Here is a 22,180-nt window from a genome sequence, read left to right on the forward strand (position 1 = left end):
CTCTCCAAGACAACCGTGACCGCCCCGGCGATCTGGCGGTCGTTCAGGCCGTCCAGCCGGGCGCGGGTCGAGGACCTGGCGAACGAGGCGGATGGGCGACGTCTGCCCGTTGAACTGCCCGAAGAGCACCCGCTCGACGTCGGGGCGCGCGTCGGCGGGCAGCTCGGCGAGCCCGTCGCTGACCAAGTCGTGAAGGGTCACGACCGGCCGCATCAGGTCGGTGACGCTGGCCTCGACGAACGCCTCGACCGCCTTCTCGTCGCCGCAGCGCGCATCGCGGACCGCCTCGCGGAATGCCGTCTGCGCGGCCTCCGGCATGCGGTAGAAGTCCCAAGCCGACCTGTGCTCCCAATACTTGTGCGCCATCACCCGCTCCCGCCATCGGCATCGCCAGGATAGCACTCTGAGCGATTCGGAACGGGACGGCGCGGTCGCCCATCGCCCAGGGAAAACCTAACCTTCTCTGGGACTTCCGATTGCGCACCGGGGCCGCCCCAGGCATGGTGGAGCCTCACCGGAAGGACGACCCCCGTGACCCTCGCTCGCTGCTTAAAACGGATAGCCCGCACCGCCTGAGCCCTGCTCGGCGCCCGTCTGCGCGTGCCCTCCGTTTCCAGCGAGCCTCCCCATGACATCCGACGACTTCCAGCGCCTTGCCCGGCGTGCTGCCCGGCAGGCTGCCTACAAGGAAAGTGAAGAGCATTTCCGGCGCGACATCGTCTACGCGTCGAACGGATTCCCCACGCTGGGGCAACTGTTCGCCGGAGCGATGCCGGCGGGCGGGACAGTGACGGAGGATGCCCGACGCTGGACGTCAGACCTCCTGAACTCGGCCATCGGCAAGCAGCTGTCAGATGCGCTCAAGGACGCCCTGGAGCTGCTCGGGAGCGAGCCGTGCCCCCGTTATGCCGAGGAAGTCGAGGCCCTCGCGCTGCAGGAAGGAAAGTTCAATCCGAACATCGCGCTGGAGGACCTGTGCGGCGAGATCGCCGACCGTGCAACGCTCTACGGCGCCATGCTGGCTAACCCTCAAGCGGCCGCCCGGGCCGTCGCGCTGCTGAGCGACACACTGCACAGCTACGCACACGTGGCGCAAAGCGATCCCGTCGCCGTGCGCGAGATCGCCGTCACGATGCTTCAGTGCGTGGCGCTCTGCCAGCGCGACCTCGTCCCGCCGATCGACCTTGAGCTAATCCCGTCCTGGCAGCTGACGCGATCGACCGCCCGCCGCGTCCTGGAGATGATCGCCAGCGTGGCCGCCCCGCCGGAGGAGCTGCTCCGTGCGGCCGATCCCCCTGACGATAAGTATGCGGATGCTCGTGTCATCCCGGACGACAGCCCTGTCCCGGGGTTCGTGGACGCGCGGCATCCCACGCGTGTCGTGCTGCCCACAGCTCTCGAATCGAAGAAGCCGGCCGGCGCCGCGCGGGCACTTGTCGGCCAGGCCCTTCCGCTGCATCGCATGCCAGACATCACCGTACTGGGCGAGCACCTCGTGGCGCGGCGGCCATGGCTCGCGACGCAGATCGCCCGCATTCTCGGTACGCTCGCTGGGCGGGACACCGTAGCCGTCCCGAACCTGCTCCTCGTCGGAGCGCCCGGAACGGGAAAGACCGAGCTTGCGCGGGACATCGCCGAAGGCCTGGGCGTGCCAACGGTCGTCTACGGATGCGCCGGGATCGCGGACTCCTCGATCTCGGGAACGTCGAAGCAGTGGTCTACGGCTCGGCTCAGCCTGTTCACGCAGCTCCTCGTCGATAACCAGTCCGGCGATGGCATCGTCATCCTCGACGAACTGGACAAGAGTGGAGCGACGGGTGGACACAATGGATCCCTCAGGGAGGCGATCGTCGCCGTGGGCGAACTATCGGCCCGCCGCCGCTTCTTCGATCTTGGGGTCGATGGGGTCGTCGACATCAGCGGTGTGTCGCTCGTTGCCACTGCCAACGACGTTGCAAGCCTTCGGGGCCCCCTGCTCGACCGTTTCGCGGTCGTCGAGATCCCCGGCCCCCGGCGGCAGGACCTCCCGATCGTCGCCAGAGGCATTATCGAAAAGATGAGGTCCGAGATGGGGGACGGCAGGTGGCTCGGCGACCTAGACGCAGCTGAGCTCGACAGCCTCTCGTCCTGGCGCGGCGGCTCGATCCGTCCCCTCCGCCGCGCCGTCGAGCATCTCGTCGCGCTTCGTTCAGACCGTCGCTTCGCGCACTGAGGAGGCCGCCATGGACATGCGTGCCCGCCGGGCCGCGCGCGAGCTGCGCAGCTACCTCGAACTCCTATACGGCAGCCAACCCGCGCTGCGCATCGTGCAGCACCCCACACCGGAGGGCCAGACCTTCATTCGTCTGTCCTGCACGGGACTGGAGCCGCCCATGCCGGGGGACACCGGGGACGACGGCCAGACGTACTCGGATGTGCCGCCTCATGCCTTCACGCGGCGGCACATGGACGTCGTTACGCAGATCGCTGAACGATACGTGGCCATCCGTTCAGACAGGTACCTCCCGGGGGGCGGCCTGGTCCCTGAGGACCATGGCGACATGTGCGACCGCATGTGGGCGGAGTACGGAGAGCTATTTCCATCCGGCACAGTAGAAGTTGGCGTACCATGGCAAGAGCTTGCCTGCGCCGGCGCATCTACCATGCGGTTTCACGGTGTCCTGAACGGCATCGTGACAACGCAGCTCAAGAGTAAGTTCGCCAGCCTACGCTGGTACATGAGCGGCAAGAACAACGTCGATACCGAAATGCTGGAGTTGATCCGTTCAGCTCTGGAGACGCTGTCCGTCGTCGTCTGCGAGCATTGCGGTGCGCCGGGCATTCACCGCCCGGGGGGATGGCACATCATCCTCTGCGACTCCTGCCACGAGGTACGCGAACAGGAGCGCAAGGCGGCCAAGGCCAAGAACAAGAAGGGTGGCTGATGTCTACTGGAACCTCACCCGCCGCTGTTGGTCGGTCCGCGACGGCGGCCGAGTCGTCGACCACGTCGCGGAAATTGCGCTCGTCGGCGTGAGGTTCCGGGCGAGCGAGGCCAGCCGCCTTCGCTGCCTCGGGACCGCGGTCCGAGACGTCCACGCCTGGGCCCGCGGGATCCCGCTCGCAGGCGTGCCGCGGCCGGCCGGGGCCATCCCTTTCACGTATCGTCTCGGCCAACCGGGATTCCGCATCCCGGACGACAGCATCCTCACCGCCGCGGCCGCCGCCTGGTTCGATCAGGACGGCCGGGCGTGGTGCCTCGCCCCCCGTTCGGAAGAACCTGTCATGCGTGCCGTCGCCCTCGCCATTGCCCTGGCCGCCCTCGCCGTCCCGGCGGCCGCCGACACGACATGGCTCCTGCCGCCGCCCGGGCTGTACTGCCCGAGCGCCGGAGAGAACGTCTTCGCGATCGTCGTTGGTGATGATCGGGGGCTGGGGATCGACGGGCTCGACTGCAAGGCTGTCCGGTTGCGACACGGGCGGGTGACGGCGGCCACGTGCTTCGCGAACGGCGGCTCGGAAGTGAGCCTGGACACCGACCTGCTCATCCTACCGAGCGGCGCGATGCTCCACGACTCGGTCCTCTTCCGGCGGCGTCAGGGGCCGCCCCCCTGCCCGACGAGGTGACCGCTAGTCCCTCTCACGAACCGATCCGATGATGGCGCCGAGGAGATCGTCATGCGCCCCCTGTCCCTTCGTGACCTCGTCCGGCGGCGGGCGGATGCCAGCCGCGACATCGACTTGCTGAGCTCGGGGTGGATTCCGGACGCGCGAACGCTCGCCGAGGCACCGTGCCTGTCCGACTACGTAGAGACCACGTACCCGGGCACGGACCTGCCGTGCCTCCACGGCTATGTCAGCGGGCATCCCCTGCTGCCCCCGGGTCCGGTCACGACCAGCCCGATCCTCGCCAGGGGGCCGGGATGGATCCGAACGGAGTCGCGGTGGTACGTCATCGGGGATCCACTCCGGATCCCCCCAGAGCCCGCGGCTCCGGACGCCCAGCCCAAGCCTGCCCCGGAGCATCATGACCTGCCCAACGGCGGGGTCACCACGCCCGACGGGTTCGTGGGCTTCTAGCCCTTGGCGGCCTCGCGGAGGCTGGCGGCATCGAGGGCAAAGGAAGCGAAGTACGCTTCGGTATCATTTTGCCGCATCGGTCGGCGGGGGCGGCGCGGGGCCGCCCCGGCGCAGATTTTCTAATGGGTCAGACGCCCGGGATGAGGGGCTGGCGGGTCGCCTGCGCGCCCCGGCAGAAGTGCTCGGCAAGCCCGGCTATTCCCGCAGACGTGAGGTGCGGATGGAACGCCGTGACGATACGGCCGTCCTCGCGCCGGACTTCCTTGGGGCACTGCCGGATCCATCCAGCCTTGGCGCCCGCCATCGTGGAGCGGAGCCGTTCACGCTTCCCGACGCCGATGCCACCGAGCTTCGAGAGGGTCTGGCGGACCCGGCGGACGTTCACGCCGCGGCGAATGAGCTCGGCCAGCGCCGAGGTGTCGTCCATGCCCTCGTCGACGATGACCCCGACGGCACGCTCGGCGAAGCGCCGGACGGCGTGGTCAGTGGCCCGGGCGCGGATCCCCCCGGGGATTGCCGCGCTGGGGCTGGCTGACGAATGTGGGGGAGGCTGGGACGGACGTAGGGGCTGGCGGCACGGGGATCGCTCCTGTGCCCCGAGCGTCCCCCGACCGCGGTATTCGGATAGCCCGGGTTCCCCATGTCGTGGGGCTGTCGGTCCCGGCCGGGCAGCCTCAGCGGAGGTAGGTGCCCTTCTTCATCATGTGCGCCAGGTTGTCGTTGAGCTGCTGGCTCATGATCTCGGGCACGCGCGAGGCGGCATCGGAGCAGGCCTCGTCCCACGGCTTCTGCAAGATGGGCTTATACAGGGCCTTGTCGACAGCAAGGAACAGCACCCTGGGGTGGTCGACGTCCTTGAGCTTCCGGCCGATCCGGCGCAGGTCCCCGCCCCGGGTCTGGATGACCTGGTCCAGCGCCGAGTGCCCCCGATGGAGGACGTCCTGCTCGGTCACGGGCACCCGGGGCGGCCGGGCGATGTAGCCCTCATGGGCCTGCCCGTGGATCTTGATGGCCCCGTAGTAGACGCCCCACCGCCCCTGCGTGCCCGAGCGCTTCGGCGAACGGTCGGCCGAGACCTCGCGCGCCAACCGGGACAGGAATGCCCGGGGCACCCCGCCATCCTTCGTGGGGCGGACGCCCTGCGTCTTCGTGATGTTGTCCCACCACGGGATGAGGATCCGGTTCCGCGCGAGCCCGACGTCGCCGGGAAGGCGGATGTTCGGCTCCATGCCGAAGAGATACTTCAAATAGACCGACTGCTTGGCCTTCACGAAGAAGTGGGCGTAGACGTCCTCCGGGCTGCGCTCGCCCCTTTCCAGAGCGTTCAGCTCCGCCTTGCTCAGTCGCTTGTAGGCGACCGCGGATTCGGTCCACGGCGACCTGCGCTTCATGGTCGAGTGGAAGCGGTAGCGGATGTTGAGGACGGCCTGCCGGGCAACCTCGTCCACTGCCCAGCCCGCGGCACGCCTGTACTTGGCCATGCCCCGGTTCGGGTCGGTCATGCCGACCGTTCGGACGAACTCATCCCTCCAGCGGTCGATCGCCTCGCCGAGGTCGAGCGCGAGGTCGACGCCATCGAAGCCGTCGAGGTTGAAGCCGGAGGAGGATTGCTTGCGGCGTGCCATGCCGGGGAGGCTGCCACGGGGCCCGTGTCCCGGTCAGCGCCACGCAGGGGCCCGAAATAGATGAAGGCCTCCCCGGCGATCCGGAGATGCCTTCGAGATGTGCTGCATCTCGCCCGAACCCCAGGCGTCCCGACAATACCGCGTCGCCTAGGCTGCCACAAGCGCCAGGGAGCGGCGAGGCGTAGTCCAGCCCCCGGAGGCATCCGCGTAAGCCTCGGCCTCGCGAGAAAGGTCCAGCTGGGGCAGCGGGGCGGCCCTGGAAGGGGGCGCGAGGCGGCACTGACCCCGAGCGCCATCTCGCCGGGCAGACCGTCTGGCGGGCCCGACGATGGGCCTGGAGAGGTCCTGGAGAGCCGCCTGGGCAAGCACCGCATCGGCGGGGTCGACGCAGCCGGGATCCCCGACGAGGTCCCATGCCGCATCCCTGTGCCACTCCCACGTCCCGCTGGCCGTGGTCACGGTGGCGAACCAGTCCGACCAGCGCTGGACCACGACCTCTCCGGGAGCCGGCAGGGGCGCCAGTGAGGCGGGGCGGGCCTCACGCGAGGCAGAGCCCACAATATAGCGTGACGCGAACCCGACAGGCTCGACAGCCTCATCGATCCCGGTGGCGTTAGCCAGGACCTCGGACTGCGTCTCGGCCACGATGGAGGACCGCTCCAGAGCCTCGGCATCCCGGGCGGCCCTCAAGGTCTCGGCATCGATCGCGCCGTCGAGCCCGTAATCGGCGGAGGCGAGGCGCATGGCGAAGAGGACCGCCTCCTTGCCCAGGTCGTGGCAGGCGCAGATCTCGGCGAGGCTCATGCCGGCCGCTCGCTGCCCCATCGCGTACATGCCGATCGCGAGCCGTTGATCGGCCGAATCCGAGGCGCTCTCGATCCCGAGGCGACGTCGGCGTGCCGCTTGCCGCTCAGCCGGCGTCATGGCCTTGCCGCCGCCGGGGAACAGGGCGCGCAGACCGAAACGCTCCGCCTGCTCCACCTGGATGTCAAGAAGGTCGACGATCGTCGCGGCCTTGTGGTTGTACAGGATGGACTGCTCGACACCCTCGAACTCGTCGGTCTCGCCAGCCTCGTGGCGGCGCTGGCGCCGGTCGAGCGTCCCGAGGGCGCTGAGCGCCTCCTTCTCGGTCAGGCCCGCGAGAGGCGCGAGCTCGGCGGCCCAATCCTCACGCCGTCCGCCCCGGACGTGCGCGGTGGCGTTCGCGGTCAGGAACAGCCACAGCTCGCGCCTGCCCTGGGGCGGGCCGCCCATGCCGTCCCGCCACGCGTACAGGTCGCGCAGGATCCCGACCCACCGACCGGCCGGACCGGCATGGCGACGGGGACGCGCAGGAGCCGGATTGTCGTTGGCGGCCGCGGCGGTTTGGGCCTCGGCACGGGCCCTTCGGCGCTCCTCGATCTCGCGCCGGGACACGGGCAGGATGGCGTCGGCCAGGGCGTGGAACGAGTAGCGCGTCGCGTCCGCAAATGCGGCGGGCGCGATGAGCCGGGCCATAGTCCTGCTCTTCACGTTCATGCTCCCGACGAGCCGCACGACGCGGGCGCTGTCGCGGCAGACGCGGTCGAGACCGGCGTCGCGGAACAGGCGCCACATGGGCAGGCGCTTGGCCTCGATCGCATCGAGCTCGGGGTCGGCGTGCCTGCGCCGAACCTTGGGCATGCCGTTCGTGGCGAGGTCCGGCCCATGCAGGGCATCGTAGACTGCGCGCACACGCGCCCACGCGGCAGCCTTCACGCCGTCGCATGCCCACGTCCCCTGCAGGCCGCATCCCGAGGCGACCCAGATCGAGGGCAGCGGGATCCCGGCGGCGACCATCGCCTCGATCAGGAGGTCGCGCACGGCCTCGGGCGCCCATCCATAGAAGGGTTGGCTCTCGTTCTTCTGGTAGTCCCAGTCGAGAACGAGCGAGCCGACCGCCTTGAGGCACTCACCCGTGCGCCGGCGACCCCAGAAGCGGTTGAGGCTGCTGTACCGGTCCTCGGCGCCATGCTGCCTCAGGACGGCATCGGCCGGGTCGAGCGTCTCGCCCTCGAAGCGCTCGCCGTCGTCGTCGGCAACCTTCGTCCCGACCCAGGCGCGCCCGATCGACCCCTTGGGGTGCAGCCATGCGACATGGGCTGCCCGCAGGTGGGCTCGGGTGGCCTGGCAGGGTGTGGTGGAGGTCTGCGCGTCGGGCGTCATCATCTGGGGTCGGATCGAGTTGACGATGGGGCAGCACACCCATCGACGAAGCTACGGTACGCGCGTCGCTGGCCAACTCCAAACCGGGCATCCTGCGGCCGACTACCGAGCCTGCCCGCTCCTAAGAGGCGCACCGTGGCGGGGGGCCGCCCATCCCACGCATGGGCCATCGCGCGCGCGAATCGGACGCCTCGCATGACGGGCGCGCCGTGGCTTGGATCGGGACACGCCTCGCCCGGCACGGTCGCCCCCGTTGTCAGGGGAGACAGGGTCGAGGGCATGCGCGCGTGGAGTAGACGGCCGCCGTCGGCGGAGGGTGCCCCTGCCTCCGCGAGGGTAGCCTGCCCCCGGGGCACCCCCTCCCCCCGGGGGGGGCAGTCGGGTCACAACGTTTCCTGCCGATATGTAAGGAAGATGTCCCGTCAGGTTGTTGCCGAGTTCAAAAACGAACTGGTCTTCACCGCTCACTATTCCTCGGAATAGGATGGTTTCGGACCACTTGGCCGACGGCTACACCGTCAAGTGGGTCAGATCGACGTACGGGCGGAAAATGCTTGCGCGTAGTGATCGTCCGCGGTGACGATCTTGGAATGTCGTCGGCTCGCCCTGGTACACAATCGCTGCGTCGGCCAAATTCGGAGCGTCGATGACTGAGTTCGTCAGCGATCGGATGCGTATGCTTGCAAGGATCCGCCTCTGGTCTCCGAAATTAACGTCCATTTAAGCCCTAGCCTTGGCCTACCAAGAGCTACCACGGCCGATGCCGGTCTGGCAGCTTCGGACGTCGCTCGGTCCCCAGTGGGCTGCGTCGCCACCAAGATCCACCGGCGCCGCCGCCAGCGGGTCGCTGCTGTGCTCGGTCGCGGATCACGATCCCGGTCTGGTCCAGCCTGGCGTGCTCCACGAGATGACCCGAGGCTTCGTTGGCAGAGGCTCGGGGCGAGGAGGCACGGGGTTCGGCTTGCGGGGGCTCAGTGGCGCGATACCCATCAGCGTCTCCACCTTCTCCAAGGTGAACGACACCTCCGTAAAGCCAAGGCGCTCGACGGCCTTTTGTGCCTCAAGGAGGAGCTTCGGGGCATCCGGGTCGCCGGCTAGGTGCGCCTCCCGAGCCAGGAAGACGCGAGCATGGGCGCTCGGCATGGGCATGTGTGCTTTTCGGAAACCTTCCGCGGCCTCCAGGTAGAGCTGACGGCCCTTGGCCAGGTCCCCGGACCGGAAAGCCACCATTCCGTTGTTCGCCCCGGTCAGGTGCCTGAAGGCAGGGGACGCTTTTTTGGCGTCGATCTGGCGCAGGAGCTTGCTGGCCTCGGCCAGACGGTTCTGGGACGCCATGACGAAGGCACGGACGTTCAGCAGGATTGGCGAATCCGAGTTGCGTTGAAGGCCTCGGGCCGACAGCTCCTCCGCCTTCGGGAAATCCTCCGTGAAAGCGGCCGTGCTCGCGCCGAACTCGTAGGGCCGGAGCGAGAAGGGATCGACACGGGACCAAGCCTCGCAGGCGCACGGGACGTCGTCGAAGCGGGCCCTTCGATAGAGATGGAAGGCCTGGGCCTCGTGAGCCTCCGACACCGTGTCCAGTCGCTCGTGCGGGACGAGATCGACGCCGAGGTGCCGGGTCGCCCACTCACCCTGCGCCAGCGAGCTGCCGGTCGGGTCGACCATGCTCGTGCGGAACATGCGCCTGGATCGCTTCACTCCACCGCCGAGGAGGTCGGCCGTACCGATCGCGCCCGCGAGCTCGGTGATCTGGTGGGGGAACATTCCCCCGTCATCGACGAAGCGGACGCCTTGCTTGAAGAAGGTCGGATCCCGGTCGGCAAGCTCGGCCAAGGCGATCTCCGCGGCGAGCAGCCACGGGTCCCCCCGGGTCGCGGCACTCCTTCGCACGATGTCGTGCGCGCGCTCTGGGTCCCCCATGTGCAGGAACAGCCGCGACGCCGAACGCAGCACGTGCCGGTTGTCGGGTGAGAGCTGAAGGGCGACACGCATCGATCGCTCCGCCCGCTTGTCCCGCCCGGCAACCGTCTGGTGAAGTGCCAGCTCGACCCATGCCAGCGCGTCGTGCGGGTGCAGCCTCGTCAGGTCCCGCCACGCGGTGGCGTCGGTCGGCCGCGCATGCACCAGCTTGTCGGGCACCTCCTCGCCGTTGCGGCGGAGGAGTTCCGCCGCCTGGGCCCTGACGAGCGGCGCGGCGGTGCTGGCGGGGGCAATCAGCCGGCGCGCTGCGTTGAGGGCCTCTCCCTCCCGGCATTCGACGATCGCTATCTCGACGAGCTCGGATGCGGAGACGATGCTGGGAAACATTCGCCAACGTTCGAGACGTTGCACCATTTCGGGCGAGAGGTGGGGCGCCGGCTTCGGGGTCCCCCTTAGCCCGAGCTCGCGCGCGCGCAAGGTGAGCGCAAGGCTCCTCCACCGTGGGACGAGACGACGTTGCGTCGCGAGGGATTCCGGCGTCATGCGGCCCTCCCGGTACGCATGAGGATGCTGAGCCGCTTCGCAGCCAAGTCCATCCTCGAAACGTACCGTTCGAGCGAGAACTGGGTGGACTGGCCGAGGTGGTCGGGATGCCCCCGGCGCTGGAGGTCCGGGTCGCAGAACTCGCGCACCAGGCCGAGCACGTCGGCGCGGACGCGCTCGTCGATGAGCGGGCTCACATCCGCCAGGACTGCGGAAAAGGCGTTCCGCACGTATGGCAGGACCTGCTCGTAGGTCCCGCCCCAGGCGCGGGGATGATGCTGCGGATCCAGCTTCGAAAGGAGGAGGGGCGTGATGTTGACCCCGGAGAACAGGAAGGCGGCGAGGTTTCCCAGCATGTAGAGATCGCAACCGATCCGGCGGTTGGTGAACTCGGGGTGCACGAAGCCGAACAGCTGCTCGGGCGGGGCATACCCGCGGTCGCCGGCGATCTTGAAGTCGTCGTGGGCGGCCGGCTGGCCCTTCCGCGAGGACCGCCCGAAATCGGCGACCTTGAAGGAGGGGCCCGGATAGGCGAGCACGTTCGACGGCTTGCCGTCCTGATGGGCGATCATCTCCTTGTGGACCTGCCAGAGGCCGAGCGTGATGTCCTTGAGCGCATGCATGCACCACAGGGCGTCGCACGCGGTGCTGGTGTCCATCTGCACCCGGACGTCGCCCTCGGCCATCTCGAAGATGAGGTAGAAGACGCGTCCCTCCATGGGGCCCATGCCGGGCACCTGGACGTCGCCGTGGTCGAGGGCGATCACGACCTTCGAAAGCCTGCGCCCGCGGCAATGATCGAGGATGGCGCGCTCGTGGTTGTAGCAGGCGATGAGCTTCTGGATCTCGTTCGCCATGTCGACGTCCGGCTGAAGGGCCGGCGAGAAGTCGAACGCCTTCAGGAATCCGACGGCGGCGCCCTTCTCCGCGATGTAGCTCTGCGAGAACATCCCGCCGGTCGCGGCGGGACCGCGCTGGAGGTGCCTCGTCACCTTCCACCCGTTCTTCAGTTCGAGGCCGAGGAGCTTGTCGGCTGCCGACATGTCAGTGTCCCTTCGAGTGGCGGGTTGAAGGCCCGGGGCCCGTCATCCTGGTGACGAGATCCCGGCCGGCGGGTGTCAGCGTGAGCGCTCTCTTGCGCGGATCGGTCAGGGAGACGCCCTGGTCGATCAGCGGCTCCTTGGGGCCGGCGCCGGATGCAGACTGGTAGCGCCCAAGCAGCACGGCGACGAAGCGGCTGGCCGATTGCTGCGGAACGCCCATCCGCTCCGCCAGGTCGTTCACCGACAGGTTCGGCTCCGCCGCGATCGTCAGTAGCGCCAGGAGCTGCGGCAGCGACAGCTCGTCACCCGCGGCGGCGATGGCATCGCGCAGGTCCCTCAGTCGCTGCGTATCGTCGGCTTCAAACGGCGTGCCCACACCAACCTCTTGTTCTTACCCATTTTTGGGTGCATATCACCAAAACGAGTACGAACACAAGCGCGATGTCCATGATCCCGTGGCGTCGGGCGTCACGCAGAGGCGGTCACCCTATGAAGATCTTTGTCAGCTCACTCATCTCCGGCCTGGAGCCGATCCGCGACGCGGCCCGCTCCGCGATCGGCGATCTCGGCCACGGGGTCATTATGGCAGAGGATTTCGGCGCACGTCCGGCATCGCCGCAGGTCGCCTGCCTCGAAGGAATCCGCCACGCCGGCCTCGTCGTGCTGATCCTCGGCAAGTCCTACGGGGCGAAGCAGGAGTCCGGCCTCTCGGCCACGCATGAGGAATACAGGGAGGCGCGCCAGACCAGACCCGTGATCGCCTTTGTCCAAGAAGGCGTCGATCGGGACGATGACGAGGCCGCCTTCGTGGCAGAGGTTCAGGGTTGGAGCGGCGGTTTGTTCCGCGGCGGGTTCAGCGGGCCCGACGACCTGCGGGGCAAAATCGTCCGGGCCGTGCACCAGTACGAGATGTCCAAAGCCGCCGGGCCGGTCGACGAAGGAGCAATGCTCGATCGCGCGATTGGCATGTTGCCTAAGGATAGCCGAAGCCACTCGACCGGCCAGAAACGCCTGTCCATCTCGGTCGTCATGGGCCCGGAGCAGTCGATCCTGCGGCCGAGCCAGATCGAGGATCGCGACCTGGCGGAGCAGCTGCTGCAGTGGAGCCTCTTCGGCAGGACCCAGATCCTCGACCGAGGCAAGGGCATCGGGGATGTCGTCGAGGGCGGTGCGCTCGTGATCCGTCAGGAGCGCGATGCCGCCGTGACGATGATGCCGCAGGGGCACATGCTGTTGACGCTGCCGCTCCCGCGCTCGGACGATATGATGGGGGCGGTCATCGAGGAGGATGTCACCGACCTGGTGACGCGGATCCTCCGTTACGCGGTGGCGGTCCTGGACCGGATCGATCCGACCCAGCGTCTCACGCACGTCGTCCTGGCGGCCTCGATCGCCGACGCCCAGTACATGATCTGGCGCACCCGCAGCGAGGCGAACGCGAACAGAGGCTCCGTCAGCCACGGTTTCGGCCACAAGGAGCCGGGTCCGGTGACCCTGTCGCCGGCCCTGCGTACCCGGGCCGCCATCAAGCATGACGAGCGCGACCTAGTTGAGGATCTCGTGACGTTGCTCCGCCGGGAATACCGGACGAACACCAACTGACGTCGGCGTGTGGGGCCGCAGGGTCCCTTCCCTGGGCCCGCAGTGACATCCGGTGCGCGCTATGAGCGGAGCCGCCGGAGGCTACGGGGCCGTCGATCGGATCCCGGATCGCGGGATCCCATCCGATTGCCGTGCGAGGGTTCGGTAGACGGTGGGCCGCGAGACGGAGAACAGCTCGGCGAGGTCGGCGATCGCGTATTCTCCCGTGTCGTTCATCCGGCGCAGCTCTCGCTGCTGCTTCTCGGTGAGCTTGGGCTTCTTGCCCCTGAGTTTTCCCCGGGATCTGGCGATCGCCATCCCCTCGCGGGTGGGCAGGCGGATCAGGTCGCTCTCGAACTCGGCGAAGGTGGCCAGGATGTTGAAGAACATCTTCCCCAACGGATCGGCCGGATCGTAGACGCTCGCCCCCAAGGCCAGCTTGATCCCTCGCCCGGCGAGCGCGTCGGCGATGGCACGGGCGTCCGGAACCGAGCGGGCCAGCCGGTCGAGCTTGGGGACCACGAGGGTGTCGCCTGTCCGGGTGGCGGCCAGCGCCTGCGCCAGGCCCGGGCGATCCCTGTTCGTGCCGGTCAGCCCGTGGTCGGTGTAGACCCGTTCCGGTGCGACCCCGAGCCCTTCGAGGGCGGCGCGCTGGGCCGCCAGATCCTGCCGGTCGGTCGAGCATCGGGCATAGCCGATCAGAATCGTCATGGCGAGAAGTGTACGATTGGCCCCCCGCCACTGAAAGGATCAGCGTACGGGTCTTGTGAGACGGTCACCCGCTCGGGAGGCCCGTATCACCGGCGGCGGATCCCAGGCGTCTGTTGGACGATCCCGTTACGGACAGGCGTTCTGACCGGTAGTGGCCGTAAGCGGAATGGCTGCTTCAGAGGAGGTTTTCTGGGAAAGCAGACGGCCTCCTGAAACCCCGTCGCAGTCGTTCACGACCGACGCGGTAGCCCTTGAAAGCGGAGGTGACAGGGCTCTTGAGGCCACATGCTCGTGGTCGTTTGCGGAATTCCTGGCACAGGCAAGACGACCCCGGGGATGGCCCTCACGGTCTGGCGTCTCGCCGCCTCTGGAGGACAAGAGAGCGGCGCTCTTCAATCGCTGTGGCAGGTTTGAATGGTTAGGGTTCTCTGGGCGGGTGTCCGTTGGCCGATGCAGGCATAGGTCATCCATGGCCGGCGGGCGCGAGGCCAGCTACGTCGGCGTTCCGCCCGGACGCTAGGTGCCGATCATGTTCGACATGACGAAAGTGGTCGCTAACGCCCTGGGCGAACACCTCGCGCTCACGTACCAGCGCACCTTCGGCAGCCGAGAGCCGCGGTACGCCGAGATCATCGAGGCCTCCGCGCGGCTCATGATCGAGCGCATCGTCGGCAGCGACGCCCTCTACCACGACGGCGACCACACGACCCTCGTCACCCTCGTCGCCCAGGACATCCTGCGCGGCCGCTTCCTCCAGCGGGGCGTCACGCCCGAGGACTGGCTGCACATGATCGTGGCCGCCCTCTACCATGACATCGGATACGTGCGCGGCGTCTGCTCGGGCGACCGGGCGGACGCCTTCGTCATCGACGCCCAGGGCACGACCGTGAGCCTGCCGCGCGGCGCCTCGGACGCGGCGCTGGCGCCCCACCACATCGAGCGCTCGAAGCTGGTGGTGAAGGAACGCTTCGGCACGCACGACCTCGTCGATGCGGGACGGGTGATACGCGCCATCGAGCTGACCCGCTTCCCGGTCCCGCAGGACGACGAGCACCGAGAGACCGGCACGGAGGCAGGCCTGATGCGGGCCGCCGACCTGATCGGGCAGTTGGGCGACCCGCTCTACCCGCGCAAGCTGAACGCGCTCTTCCACGAGTTCGCCGAGGTCGGGCTCGACCGCCAACTGGGTTACGACAGCCCGGCCGACCTGGCTGAGCGCTACCCGGTCTTTTTCTGGGCGAAGGTCGAGCCGGTAATCGGCGATGCGACCCGCTTCCTGGACCTGACGGTCGAGGGGCGTGGATGGATGGCCAACCTCTACGCCCACGTGTTCGCGATGGAGCACGACCGCCGTCGAATGGGTCCGCATCCCGGCTGAAAGCAAGGAGGCCTGCCGTAGACTGCAATGCGCGCTTGTCTGGCAGCGGTCAGACCACACTCCGTCGCGGCGCGAACGTGTAACAAATACCGGGTAACGCTATGCGGCGCCCACTACCCCGACGGTCCATCTCCCTCAGGTTTCGTGCCGTGGACTAGCACGTCGAGCCGGTACTCGTCCGTCCTGTTCTGCCCGAAGACGCGCAGGAAGGCCCGTGTCTCTTCGATGAAGCGATCCGCCGCCTCGTCGCCAGTCAGCGGATAGTGGGTCTCCCCGGTCCAGTGAACCAGCACCACGTCCCCGCCCGGCCGGAGGCAGCCATGGACGCGCTTGGCCAAGCGCGCCACGTCGCCTGCGTCGAGGTAGTACACGACCTCCGAAAGCAGGATCAGGTCGAACGCGCCCTCCGGCCATTGGCCGGGCACCTGCGTGAGCTCGAATCGTACGTGCGACAGGTCCCTGCACCGTTCGCGGGCCCGCGCCAGAGCGCGTTCGGCCAGGTCAAGGCTGACGAGGGCATCGCAGCGTCGGGCGAGGGCCTCGGTCAGCACGCCGATGGAGCAGCCGACCTCCAGGGCAGAGGAGTAACGGTCCCGCGGCAGGGCATCGAGGGTCGCCGCGTACTTGGCTCGCTCGTAGTCGCTGGTCTCGAACTGCCAAGGATCCGGATCTGCGGCGTAGCGTTCGTCGAAGTAGCTCGACGGCAGGGAATGGGCGTGCCGGCTCATCGCGTTGACCTCAATTCGAACAGGTCGCCGGCGATGCCCCCGGCCCCGAGGATCTCGGCCGCCGCGGTGGCGAGCGCCCGGTCCGGTGCGGGCTGGCGCAGGTAGGTGGCGAGGTCGCGGGACAGCCGCTCCAGGGGATGCTCGCGCATGAAGCCCTGAAGGCCGACCGACCGCTGGGCGAGCTGCAGCACGTCGAGGCCGGCCTTCTCCACCGCCAGTCTCGCGAGGTTGACGAAGGCGACGATGCGGTCAGGCGCGAATTCGTCCTCGGCGACAAGACAGGCGGCACGCTCGACCCATCCCCGTGCGCCCTCCAGTGCGATGGCGCCTTCGCCGAGGCGGGCGAGCTGGTGCGGGTCGCCGCCGCGGCCGGTCGCGGCGAGATGCCCACGCCACGCGTCGAACACCGCCTCGATGCCGCCGAGCTGCACCGCCGCGAACCGCCACGCGCCGCCCGAGAAGACCGGCTGGCGATGGTAGTCGTCCCAACCGCCCAGGATCTCCTCCTCGGTGACGACTATATCCTCGAAGTCCACGGTGCCGGTCGCGGAGGCGCGCATGCCGTGCGCGCGCCAGCCAGTGAGGTCGGCGCGGCTGCCGGGCTCCAGCGGCACGACCAGCATCAAAGGCGAGGCGCCCGGCTCGTGCTTGACCGTCACCAGGGCGCGGGTGACGAAGCCGGCGCCCGACGCGAAGGTCTTCACGCCGCGGAGCCGGCGATCGTCCCCGAGCTTCAGGCAGTCGCCGGGCGGGTCGGTGTTCCAGACCCCGAACAGATGTCCGTCCCGCACATCCGCGAACAGGCGCGCGCGCTGCGTGGGCGTACCATACCGGGCGACGAGCTGGAGCGCGTTGACGTGCCCCTCGTAGATTCGGCCGAGCGCGAGGCTGCCGTACCCCACGAGCCGCAGCACCGTCGCGAACTCGGCCATGTCCGGTTCCTCGCCTAGGCCGAGGCCACCTTCATCGGAGGGAATGGGCGCGGTGAGCAGGCCGAGGCGAGCGAGGTCGGCGACGTCCTCAGCCGGGAAGCCGTCGTCGCGGTCCTGCCCGTCCGCGCGTGCCGCGGCCGCCGTCGCCACCTGCCTAGCGGCCGCGACCGCGTCGTAGGCCAGGTTAATCGGGATCCTCAGGTCCATCCGCCTTCCTCCCGTCAGGCCGCCGCGGCGGCGATCTCCTCGACCGTGCGTCCGGTCACGACCGAACGCGGTCGCTCCACCAGAATGTCCGGGTCGTCAGGTCCGCGGGCGGCCGCGTCGCGCGACTTGACCAGCAGCCAGGAAACATGCCGCTCGCGGGGCCGAGGTTTCATCCGCGTGAGACGCCAGCGGCCGGTCAACTTCTCGCCGTGCAGCGCGAAGGCGAGGGATCCGGACGCGAGTGCCGTCTCGGGATCGCCGTCCGGTGCCCAGGTGCCTTGGTCCCACAGCAGCACGACGCCGGCACCATAGTTGCCCGGCGCGATCACCCCCTCGTAATCGGCGTAGTCCAGGCCATGGTCCTCGACCTGGACGGCCAGGCGGCGCTCGCCCGCGACGAGGCTCGGGCCGCGCGTGACCGCCCAGCTCTTCAGGACGCCGCCGAGCTCCAGCCGGAAGTCGTAGTGCAGCCGGCGGGCGGCGTGCTTCTGCACGCGGTAGATCAAGGCACCGCCCTCAGGCATCGCCGGTCCGCTCGAAGGACGTCACGCCCAGGTCGCCCGCGGCGGTCCTTGCCCCCGTTGATCGGACCGAATGGCCGAGGCGTCGAGCGCCGCGCAGCAGGCAGGAGACCGCGTTCGCGAGGCGCGTGTGCCTCGCGAGTTCCCGCGGGCGAAGCGGGCGATAACCGAGCCGAGGGCTCGCGGCCTCGACCGCGGCGAGGATGGCGCCGAGCGTGGGCAAGCCGGCGATGATCCGCGCATCTTCGGCGCGGATGCCGAGCCACGGCGCCCAGAACGGGGTGCGGGCCAGCCGCCCGGTCGCTTGGAGCCGCCGGAGCCGTCGACGCCAGGCATACCGGAACACGGCCCGGGGCAGCGGCTCCAGGCGCGGGTCGCAGGGGCTCTCCGGCACCTCGCAGCGGAGCTTCATCGTGTCCGCCGCGCCGCCGGGCGCCCGGCCGTCGAGGCGGCCCGAGGTGACGACGAGGATGTCCGGGTCGTGACGCACCCGCGCGTCGCTCGACAGGAGCGAAGACACGAAGGCCTTGTCCTCGCCGACCGCCAGCGGCGGCATGCCCCCGACCTGTCGGTAGGTTTCGAGCCGGACCGCGAGCGTCGCCCCGGAGGTGGTCCAGTGCCGCGGCCAGGGATCGTGCGGCAGCGGGTCGATGAGGGCCTCGATCTCGATCAGCCGCGTCTCGTAGCCGCCTTCGAGGCGACCTCGCGCGTGCAGGGCGGCGGGCAGGCGCGCCGCGTCGGCCTCGTCGAGGGCGATCCGGCCGGCCACCGCATCGACCCCAGCCGCGACCGCGGCGAGGTTGCGGGCGACCCAGTCAGTCGGCACCCGGCTGTCCGCGTCCGTGGTGAGGATCAGGCCGTCGAAGGGCTCGCCCTCGTCCAACCAGTCGGCCGCTGCCTCCATCGCCTCACGCCGGGCCCATCCGGCGTTCGCTTCCGCATACTCGCGCTCGATCATACGGACGGGAATGCGCAGCGAAGGCAGCAGGCCTGCGACCACGTGTGCCGTCTCGTCGGTGCAGTTGTTGAGGAACAGCACCACGCCCAGCGCGCTTGCCCCGATGCCTCGCTGGGCGGCCAGCGCCTCCAGGCACGCGGCGATCCGCTCGGCCTCGTTCCGGACCGGGATGGCGACCACGCACCTGAGCGCGGGCGTCGGGTCCTGGCTCCCGAAAGCGTTCCCAGTCTCCATGTCACGACGGTCTCCGGCGGCCGCGTCAGGCTTGCTGGCGACCCGCAAAGCTAACCTGGGACAGGCGACTCCTTTCCTGGGGTTCAGTGCGACCAATACGACCGCGGTCCAGGGCAGCAGATGCAACCAGTCACGAGCCTTCTCGCCCTCAACTTCGCCCTGGCCGGTGCGCGCGAAGGCTTCGGGCCCTTCCTGGGCGTTTACCTGCAGCAGCGCGGCTTCGACCCGGCCGCGACCGGCTTCGCCATGGGCCTTGCCGGGCTCGCCGGCCTATTGGCGACGACGCCGGTCGGCGCGCTGATCGACCGTACGACGTACAAGCGTGCCGCCCTGGCCATGGCGGTGCTGGGCATCGCCGCGGGGGCGGTCGCCCTGGTCGCGACGGACAGCCTCTGGCTCATCGGTCTGTCGCAGTTGGTCATCGGTGTCGCCGACACCAGCATCGCGCCCTTGGTCGCGGCCGTGACGCTTGGCATCGTCGGGCAACAAGCCTACGGTCATCAGGTCTCCCGCAACGAGGCGTTCAACCACGCCGGCAACGCCGCCAACGCCGCCCTCTCCGGCGTGCTCGGCTACGCGCTCGGGCTCGGCTACGTGTCCATCGCCATCGTGGTCATGGCGGTCGCCTCGTGCGGCGTCCTGCTCGGCATCGACAAGGGCTGCATCGACCACGGCACGGCGCGCGGCGGCGAACAGGACGAGCGCTCGACGCTGCGCGTCCTGTTCGGGACTAAGCCGCTCCTGCTCCTGGCGGCCGCCGTGTTCGCCTACCAGACCGCGAACGGCGCCATGCTGCCGTTCCTCGCGCAGGCGCGCACAGCCTCGGGCGCCGACCCGAGCCTGACCACCGGCGTGATGACCGTCGTGTCCCAGGCCACGATGGTCGGCGCGGCGCTGCTGGCCGCGCGGGCTGCGCAGGGGCGTGGGCACGCCGGCGTGCTCTCCCTCGCCCTCGGGCTGGTCGTGGTCCGCGGCCTGCTAGCCGCGTTCGCGACATCCTGGTGGCTGGTCATCCCAGTCCAGGTCCTCGAAGGCCTGGCGATGGGGCTGGGCGGCGTCGCCATCCCGGCGCTCGTGGCCGAGATCATGGACGGCACCGGCCACGCCAATGCCGGGCTCGGCGGCGTCATGACCGCCTACGGCGCGGGCGCGACGGTAAGCCCGTTGCTGGCCGGCGTCGTCGCCCAATACCTCGGCTTCGCGGCATCGTTCGTCGTCCTGGCCGCCGTCGCCGCCGCCGGCTTGGCGGTGTGGATGGTCGGTCGCCGCGCGCTGGGCATGCACGGTCCGGCAGGTCAGACTGGCCGGGCGTCCGCCGAGCCGGCGTGACGGCTGGGATCTGGCGGCATGGATGCGCGGACCGGAGCGACGAGGTCGTGGGCGCGCGTTATGACGGGCTCCTTCCCGGCCTTCGTGCTGCTGCAGGGCTCGCTCTACGCTGCCTACGGCACCGAGTCCCCGTTCCTGCCGAGCTTCCTCGGCGAGCGCGGCCTGACCTCCGGTGAGATCGGCGTCGCGCTCGCGGCGGGTACGCTGATGCGCCTCGCCGCGGGCCCAGTGGCCGGGTACCTCGCCGACCGCTACGACGCCATGCGGGCCGTGCTCGGCGTCGCGGCCGCCGCCTCAGGGCTGATCGCCTTCGCCTACCTCGTCGGGTACGGCTTCTGGCCGCTGTTGGGAGTGAGCGTGCTGCACGCCAGCGCCATCGCCGCCCTGGCGCCGCTCGCCGACGCGCTCGCGCTCGGCGCCGCGGAGCGGGAGGGCACCTTCTCGTACGGCTGGGTCCGGGGCGCGGGCTCGGCGGCCTTCGTGCTCGGGACCCTGGTCTCGGGCCTGCTCGTCGCCCGGGCCGGCTTGGCGAGCATCATCGTGTCAAGCGGCCTCCTGTTCCTCGTCATGGCCGTCGCGACGGCTCGCGTCCCACCCGCCCCGGCGCGGGTCGGGCTGCCGAGCCTCGGCCTCGGCGGCCTCGGCGAGCTCTTGGCCCTCAAGCCGTTCCGGCGGATGCTCGTGGTGGCGGCGCTCGTGATCGGCAGCCACGCCCTGAACGACGGCTTCGCGGTGATCCGCTGGCGCGAGGCCGGGATCGGCCCGAGCGCGATCAGCCTGCTCTGGTCCGAGGCGGTCACGTCCGAGGTCCTCGTCTTCGTGCTTGCCGGCCCCTGGCTGCTGGCGCGCCTTGGGACGGCCCGGGTCGCGATGCTGGCCGCCGGCCTCGGCGTGGTGCGCTGGGCGGCCATGGCCTCGACGGCCGCGGTGCCGGTGCTCGCGGCCATCCAGCCGCTGCACGGGTTCACCTTCGCGCTTCTGCACCTCGCCGCCATGCAACTTATCGCCAGGGTCGTGCCGGAGCGCCTCTCGGCCAGCGCGCAGACGCTCTACGGCACGTTGGGCCTGGGCGTAGCCTCGGCGGTCCTAACCGCGGCGGGCGGCCTCCTCTACGGCGCGTTCGGCGCCGGAGCGTTCTGGGGCATGGCCGCGCTGTGCGCGCTGGCGCTGCCGCTCGCGGCGGGATTGGATGGCGCGATCCCTGGGCACCCGGAGGCCTGACGAACGCGATCCGGGCGCTAGCTGTCCGGGTGCGCATCCCTGCGCGGCCGGAGACCCGTGCCATGTTCATGAAGATCGACAAGCTCCTGACGGAGTTGCCGGAGCCCAAGAAGCCCGAGCCGAACGCCGCCGCCGCCCTGCAGGAGCTGCTCGGCGGCAAGTACGGCGAGATGTCGACGCTCGGAAACTACATGTTCCAGAGCTTCAACTTTCGCAACAAGGAGAAGCTGCGCCCCTTCTACAGCCTGGTGTCGAGCATCTTCGCCGAGGAGATCGGTCACGTCGAGCTCGTCTCGACCGGCATCGCGATGCTGAACAACGGTCCGGGCAACCCCAAGAAGGACGTCGACATCTCCAAGGCGCCGTTCGCCGAGATGCAGGACATCCGGCTCGCCGGCAGCTTCCTATCGAACGGCGGCGGCGCCATGCCGATGAACTCGAACGCCGCGTCCTGGAACATGGACATGGTCACGACCACCGGGAACCTGATCATCGACCTATTGCACAACTTCCACCTGGAATGCGGCGCGCGCATCCACAAGCTGCGGGTCTACGAAACCATGACCGAACCGACCGGTCGCGAGGTCTGCGGCTACCTGCTGGTGCGCGGCTCGCTGCACGCCCACGCCTACGCCCTGGCGCTGAAGAAGCTCACCGGCGTGGCCATCGAGCAGATGCTGCCGACCCCCAACATCGACCTTTCGCGCATCCCCGAGTGTCAGAAGTACCTCGATGAGGGCAAGCACCGGCGCCTCTACACCTTCAGTGAGTCGGACTACAAGGAAGCGGCCGGCGTCTGGTCGAACGACGAGGTGGCGCTACCCGGCGACCCGCCCGGCAACCTCGAAGTCGTTGACGGCGCGCCCGAGGGCGGCAAGATCCCGGAGCTCGACGGCAACTACGGGGCGTTCGCGCCGGACTACGCGCCGGAGGAGATCTTCGAGATCGCCAGCAAGCTCTACAAGAAGGGCCGCTGAGGTCATCCCGCTCGGTGCCGGCGTGAACC

Annotated in this window: 21 protein-coding genes and 1 pseudogene; 10 read left to right on the top strand and 12 right to left on the bottom strand. The window is 69.2% G+C overall.

Features of this window, described 5'->3' with window-relative positions:
- Positions 1–366: hypothetical protein (locus ME121_RS00005; protein WP_491892811.1), on the bottom strand; the 366-nt coding region annotated here is incomplete at its 3' end.
- A 262-nt stretch (positions 367–628) separates the two neighbouring features.
- Between ME121_RS00005 and ME121_RS00010 the strand changes: the two genes are divergently transcribed.
- The 5 genes and pseudogenes from ME121_RS00010 (at position 629) to ME121_RS00030 (ending at position 4,059) form a co-directional block, all read left to right on the top strand.
- Positions 629–2,212 (top strand): AAA family ATPase, encoded by a 1,584-nt coding sequence (locus tag ME121_RS00010; RefSeq protein WP_059407724.1) that lies wholly within the window; start codon positions 629–631, stop codon positions 2,210–2,212.
- 10 nt (positions 2,213–2,222) lie between these two features.
- Positions 2,223–2,924, top strand: coding sequence for a hypothetical protein (locus ME121_RS00015; RefSeq protein WP_059407727.1), 702 nt, complete (start codon positions 2,223–2,225; stop codon positions 2,922–2,924).
- Positions 2,917–3,060: pseudogene (locus ME121_RS32935) on the top strand (hypothetical protein); the annotation flags it as partial. The gene ME121_RS00015 and the pseudogene ME121_RS32935, both read left to right, overlap by 8 nt.
- Before the next feature lie 48 nt (positions 3,061–3,108).
- Positions 3,109–3,606 (top strand): hypothetical protein, encoded by a 498-nt coding sequence (locus tag ME121_RS00025; RefSeq protein ID WP_245295895.1) that lies wholly within the window; start codon positions 3,109–3,111, stop codon positions 3,604–3,606.
- A 51-nt stretch (positions 3,607–3,657) separates the two neighbouring features.
- Positions 3,658–4,059, top strand: coding sequence for a DUF6634 family protein (locus ME121_RS00030; protein ID WP_059407728.1), 402 nt, complete (start codon positions 3,658–3,660; stop codon positions 4,057–4,059).
- A 127-nt stretch (positions 4,060–4,186) separates the two neighbouring features.
- On the opposite strand, the gene ME121_RS00035 is transcribed toward ME121_RS00030, so the two are convergent.
- From ME121_RS00035 to ME121_RS00060, 6 genes are all read right to left on the bottom strand, one after another.
- Positions 4,187–4,486, bottom strand: a complete 300-nt coding sequence (locus ME121_RS00035; protein WP_059407730.1) for a hypothetical protein — start codon at positions 4,484–4,486, stop codon at positions 4,187–4,189.
- Between the two features lie 247 nt (positions 4,487–4,733).
- The gene (locus tag ME121_RS00040; protein WP_059407733.1) at positions 4,734–5,684 is read right to left on the bottom strand and encodes a hypothetical protein; all 951 of its coding nucleotides are present in this window, start codon (positions 5,682–5,684) and stop codon (positions 4,734–4,736) included.
- Between the two features lie 147 nt (positions 5,685–5,831).
- On the bottom strand, positions 5,832–7,871 hold the full coding sequence (locus ME121_RS00045; RefSeq protein ID WP_059407734.1) for a hypothetical protein: 2,040 nt from the start codon (positions 7,869–7,871) through the stop codon (positions 5,832–5,834).
- Between the two features lie 864 nt (positions 7,872–8,735).
- Positions 8,736–10,175 (bottom strand): tetratricopeptide repeat protein, encoded by a 1,440-nt coding sequence (locus ME121_RS00050; RefSeq protein WP_059407735.1) that lies wholly within the window; start codon positions 10,173–10,175, stop codon positions 8,736–8,738.
- A 152-nt stretch (positions 10,176–10,327) separates the two neighbouring features.
- A complete protein-coding gene (locus ME121_RS00055) occupies positions 10,328–11,374 on the bottom strand; it encodes a protein kinase domain-containing protein (RefSeq protein ID WP_059407737.1) in 1,047 nt (348 codons plus the stop codon).
- 1 nt (position 11,375) lies between these two features.
- Positions 11,376–11,750, bottom strand: coding sequence for a MarR family winged helix-turn-helix transcriptional regulator (locus ME121_RS00060; RefSeq protein WP_059407742.1), 375 nt, complete (start codon positions 11,748–11,750; stop codon positions 11,376–11,378).
- 113 nt (positions 11,751–11,863) lie between these two features.
- Here ME121_RS00060 and ME121_RS00065 point away from each other — a divergent pair, with 113 nt between their 5' ends.
- Positions 11,864–12,976, top strand: coding sequence for a DUF4062 domain-containing protein (locus tag ME121_RS00065; protein ID WP_059407745.1), 1,113 nt, complete (start codon positions 11,864–11,866; stop codon positions 12,974–12,976).
- Positions 12,977–13,057: 81 nt separating this feature from the next.
- On the opposite strand, the gene ME121_RS00070 is transcribed toward ME121_RS00065, so the two are convergent.
- Positions 13,058–13,666, bottom strand: coding sequence for a recombinase family protein (locus tag ME121_RS00070; RefSeq protein ID WP_059407746.1), 609 nt, complete (start codon positions 13,664–13,666; stop codon positions 13,058–13,060).
- 529 nt (positions 13,667–14,195) lie between these two features.
- On the opposite strand from ME121_RS00070, the gene ME121_RS00075 reads away from it, so the two are divergent.
- The gene (locus ME121_RS00075; RefSeq protein ID WP_059407748.1) at positions 14,196–15,044 is read left to right on the top strand and encodes a hypothetical protein; all 849 of its coding nucleotides are present in this window, start codon (positions 14,196–14,198) and stop codon (positions 15,042–15,044) included.
- 113 nt (positions 15,045–15,157) lie between these two features.
- On the opposite strand, the gene ME121_RS00080 is transcribed toward ME121_RS00075, so the two are convergent.
- Genes ME121_RS00080 through ME121_RS00095 form a run of 4 tightly spaced genes read right to left on the bottom strand, consistent with a single transcriptional unit; the run spans position 15,158 to position 18,624 of the window.
- Complete coding sequence (locus tag ME121_RS00080; RefSeq protein ID WP_059407750.1) at positions 15,158–15,772, bottom strand: class I SAM-dependent DNA methyltransferase; 615 nt, start codon at positions 15,770–15,772, stop codon at positions 15,158–15,160.
- Positions 15,769–16,911: an acyl-CoA dehydrogenase family protein gene (locus tag ME121_RS00085; RefSeq protein WP_059407752.1), complete on the bottom strand. Its 1,143-nt coding sequence runs from the start codon at positions 16,909–16,911 to the stop codon at positions 15,769–15,771. The genes ME121_RS00080 and ME121_RS00085 overlap by 4 nt, the downstream gene beginning before the upstream one ends.
- 14 nt (positions 16,912–16,925) lie before the next feature.
- Complete coding sequence (locus ME121_RS00090; RefSeq protein WP_070998505.1) at positions 16,926–17,417, bottom strand: DNA polymerase ligase N-terminal domain-containing protein; 492 nt, start codon at positions 17,415–17,417, stop codon at positions 16,926–16,928.
- Positions 17,418–17,427: 10 nt separating this feature from the next.
- On the bottom strand, positions 17,428–18,624 hold the full coding sequence (locus ME121_RS00095; protein WP_059407756.1) for a glycosyltransferase family 2 protein: 1,197 nt from the start codon (positions 18,622–18,624) through the stop codon (positions 17,428–17,430).
- Positions 18,625–18,744: 120 nt separating this feature from the next.
- Between ME121_RS00095 and ME121_RS00100 the strand changes: the two genes are divergently transcribed.
- The 3 genes from ME121_RS00100 (at position 18,745) to ME121_RS00110 (ending at position 22,151) form a co-directional block, all read left to right on the top strand.
- A complete protein-coding gene (locus tag ME121_RS00100; protein ID WP_059407757.1) occupies positions 18,745–19,953 on the top strand; it encodes an MFS transporter in 1,209 nt (402 codons plus the stop codon).
- Between the two features lie 60 nt (positions 19,954–20,013).
- Positions 20,014–21,174 (top strand): MFS transporter, encoded by a 1,161-nt coding sequence (locus ME121_RS00105; RefSeq protein WP_059407760.1) that lies wholly within the window; start codon positions 20,014–20,016, stop codon positions 21,172–21,174.
- A gap of 62 nt (positions 21,175–21,236) precedes the next feature.
- Positions 21,237–22,151, top strand: a complete 915-nt coding sequence (locus ME121_RS00110; protein WP_059407763.1) for a manganese catalase family protein — start codon at positions 21,237–21,239, stop codon at positions 22,149–22,151.
- The last annotated feature ends 29 nt before the right edge of the window (positions 22,152–22,180 follow it).

It is taken from the genome of Methylobacterium sp. ME121, from assembly GCF_000974725.1.
Lineage (GTDB): Bacteria > Pseudomonadota > Alphaproteobacteria > Rhizobiales > Beijerinckiaceae > Methylobacterium > Methylobacterium radiotolerans.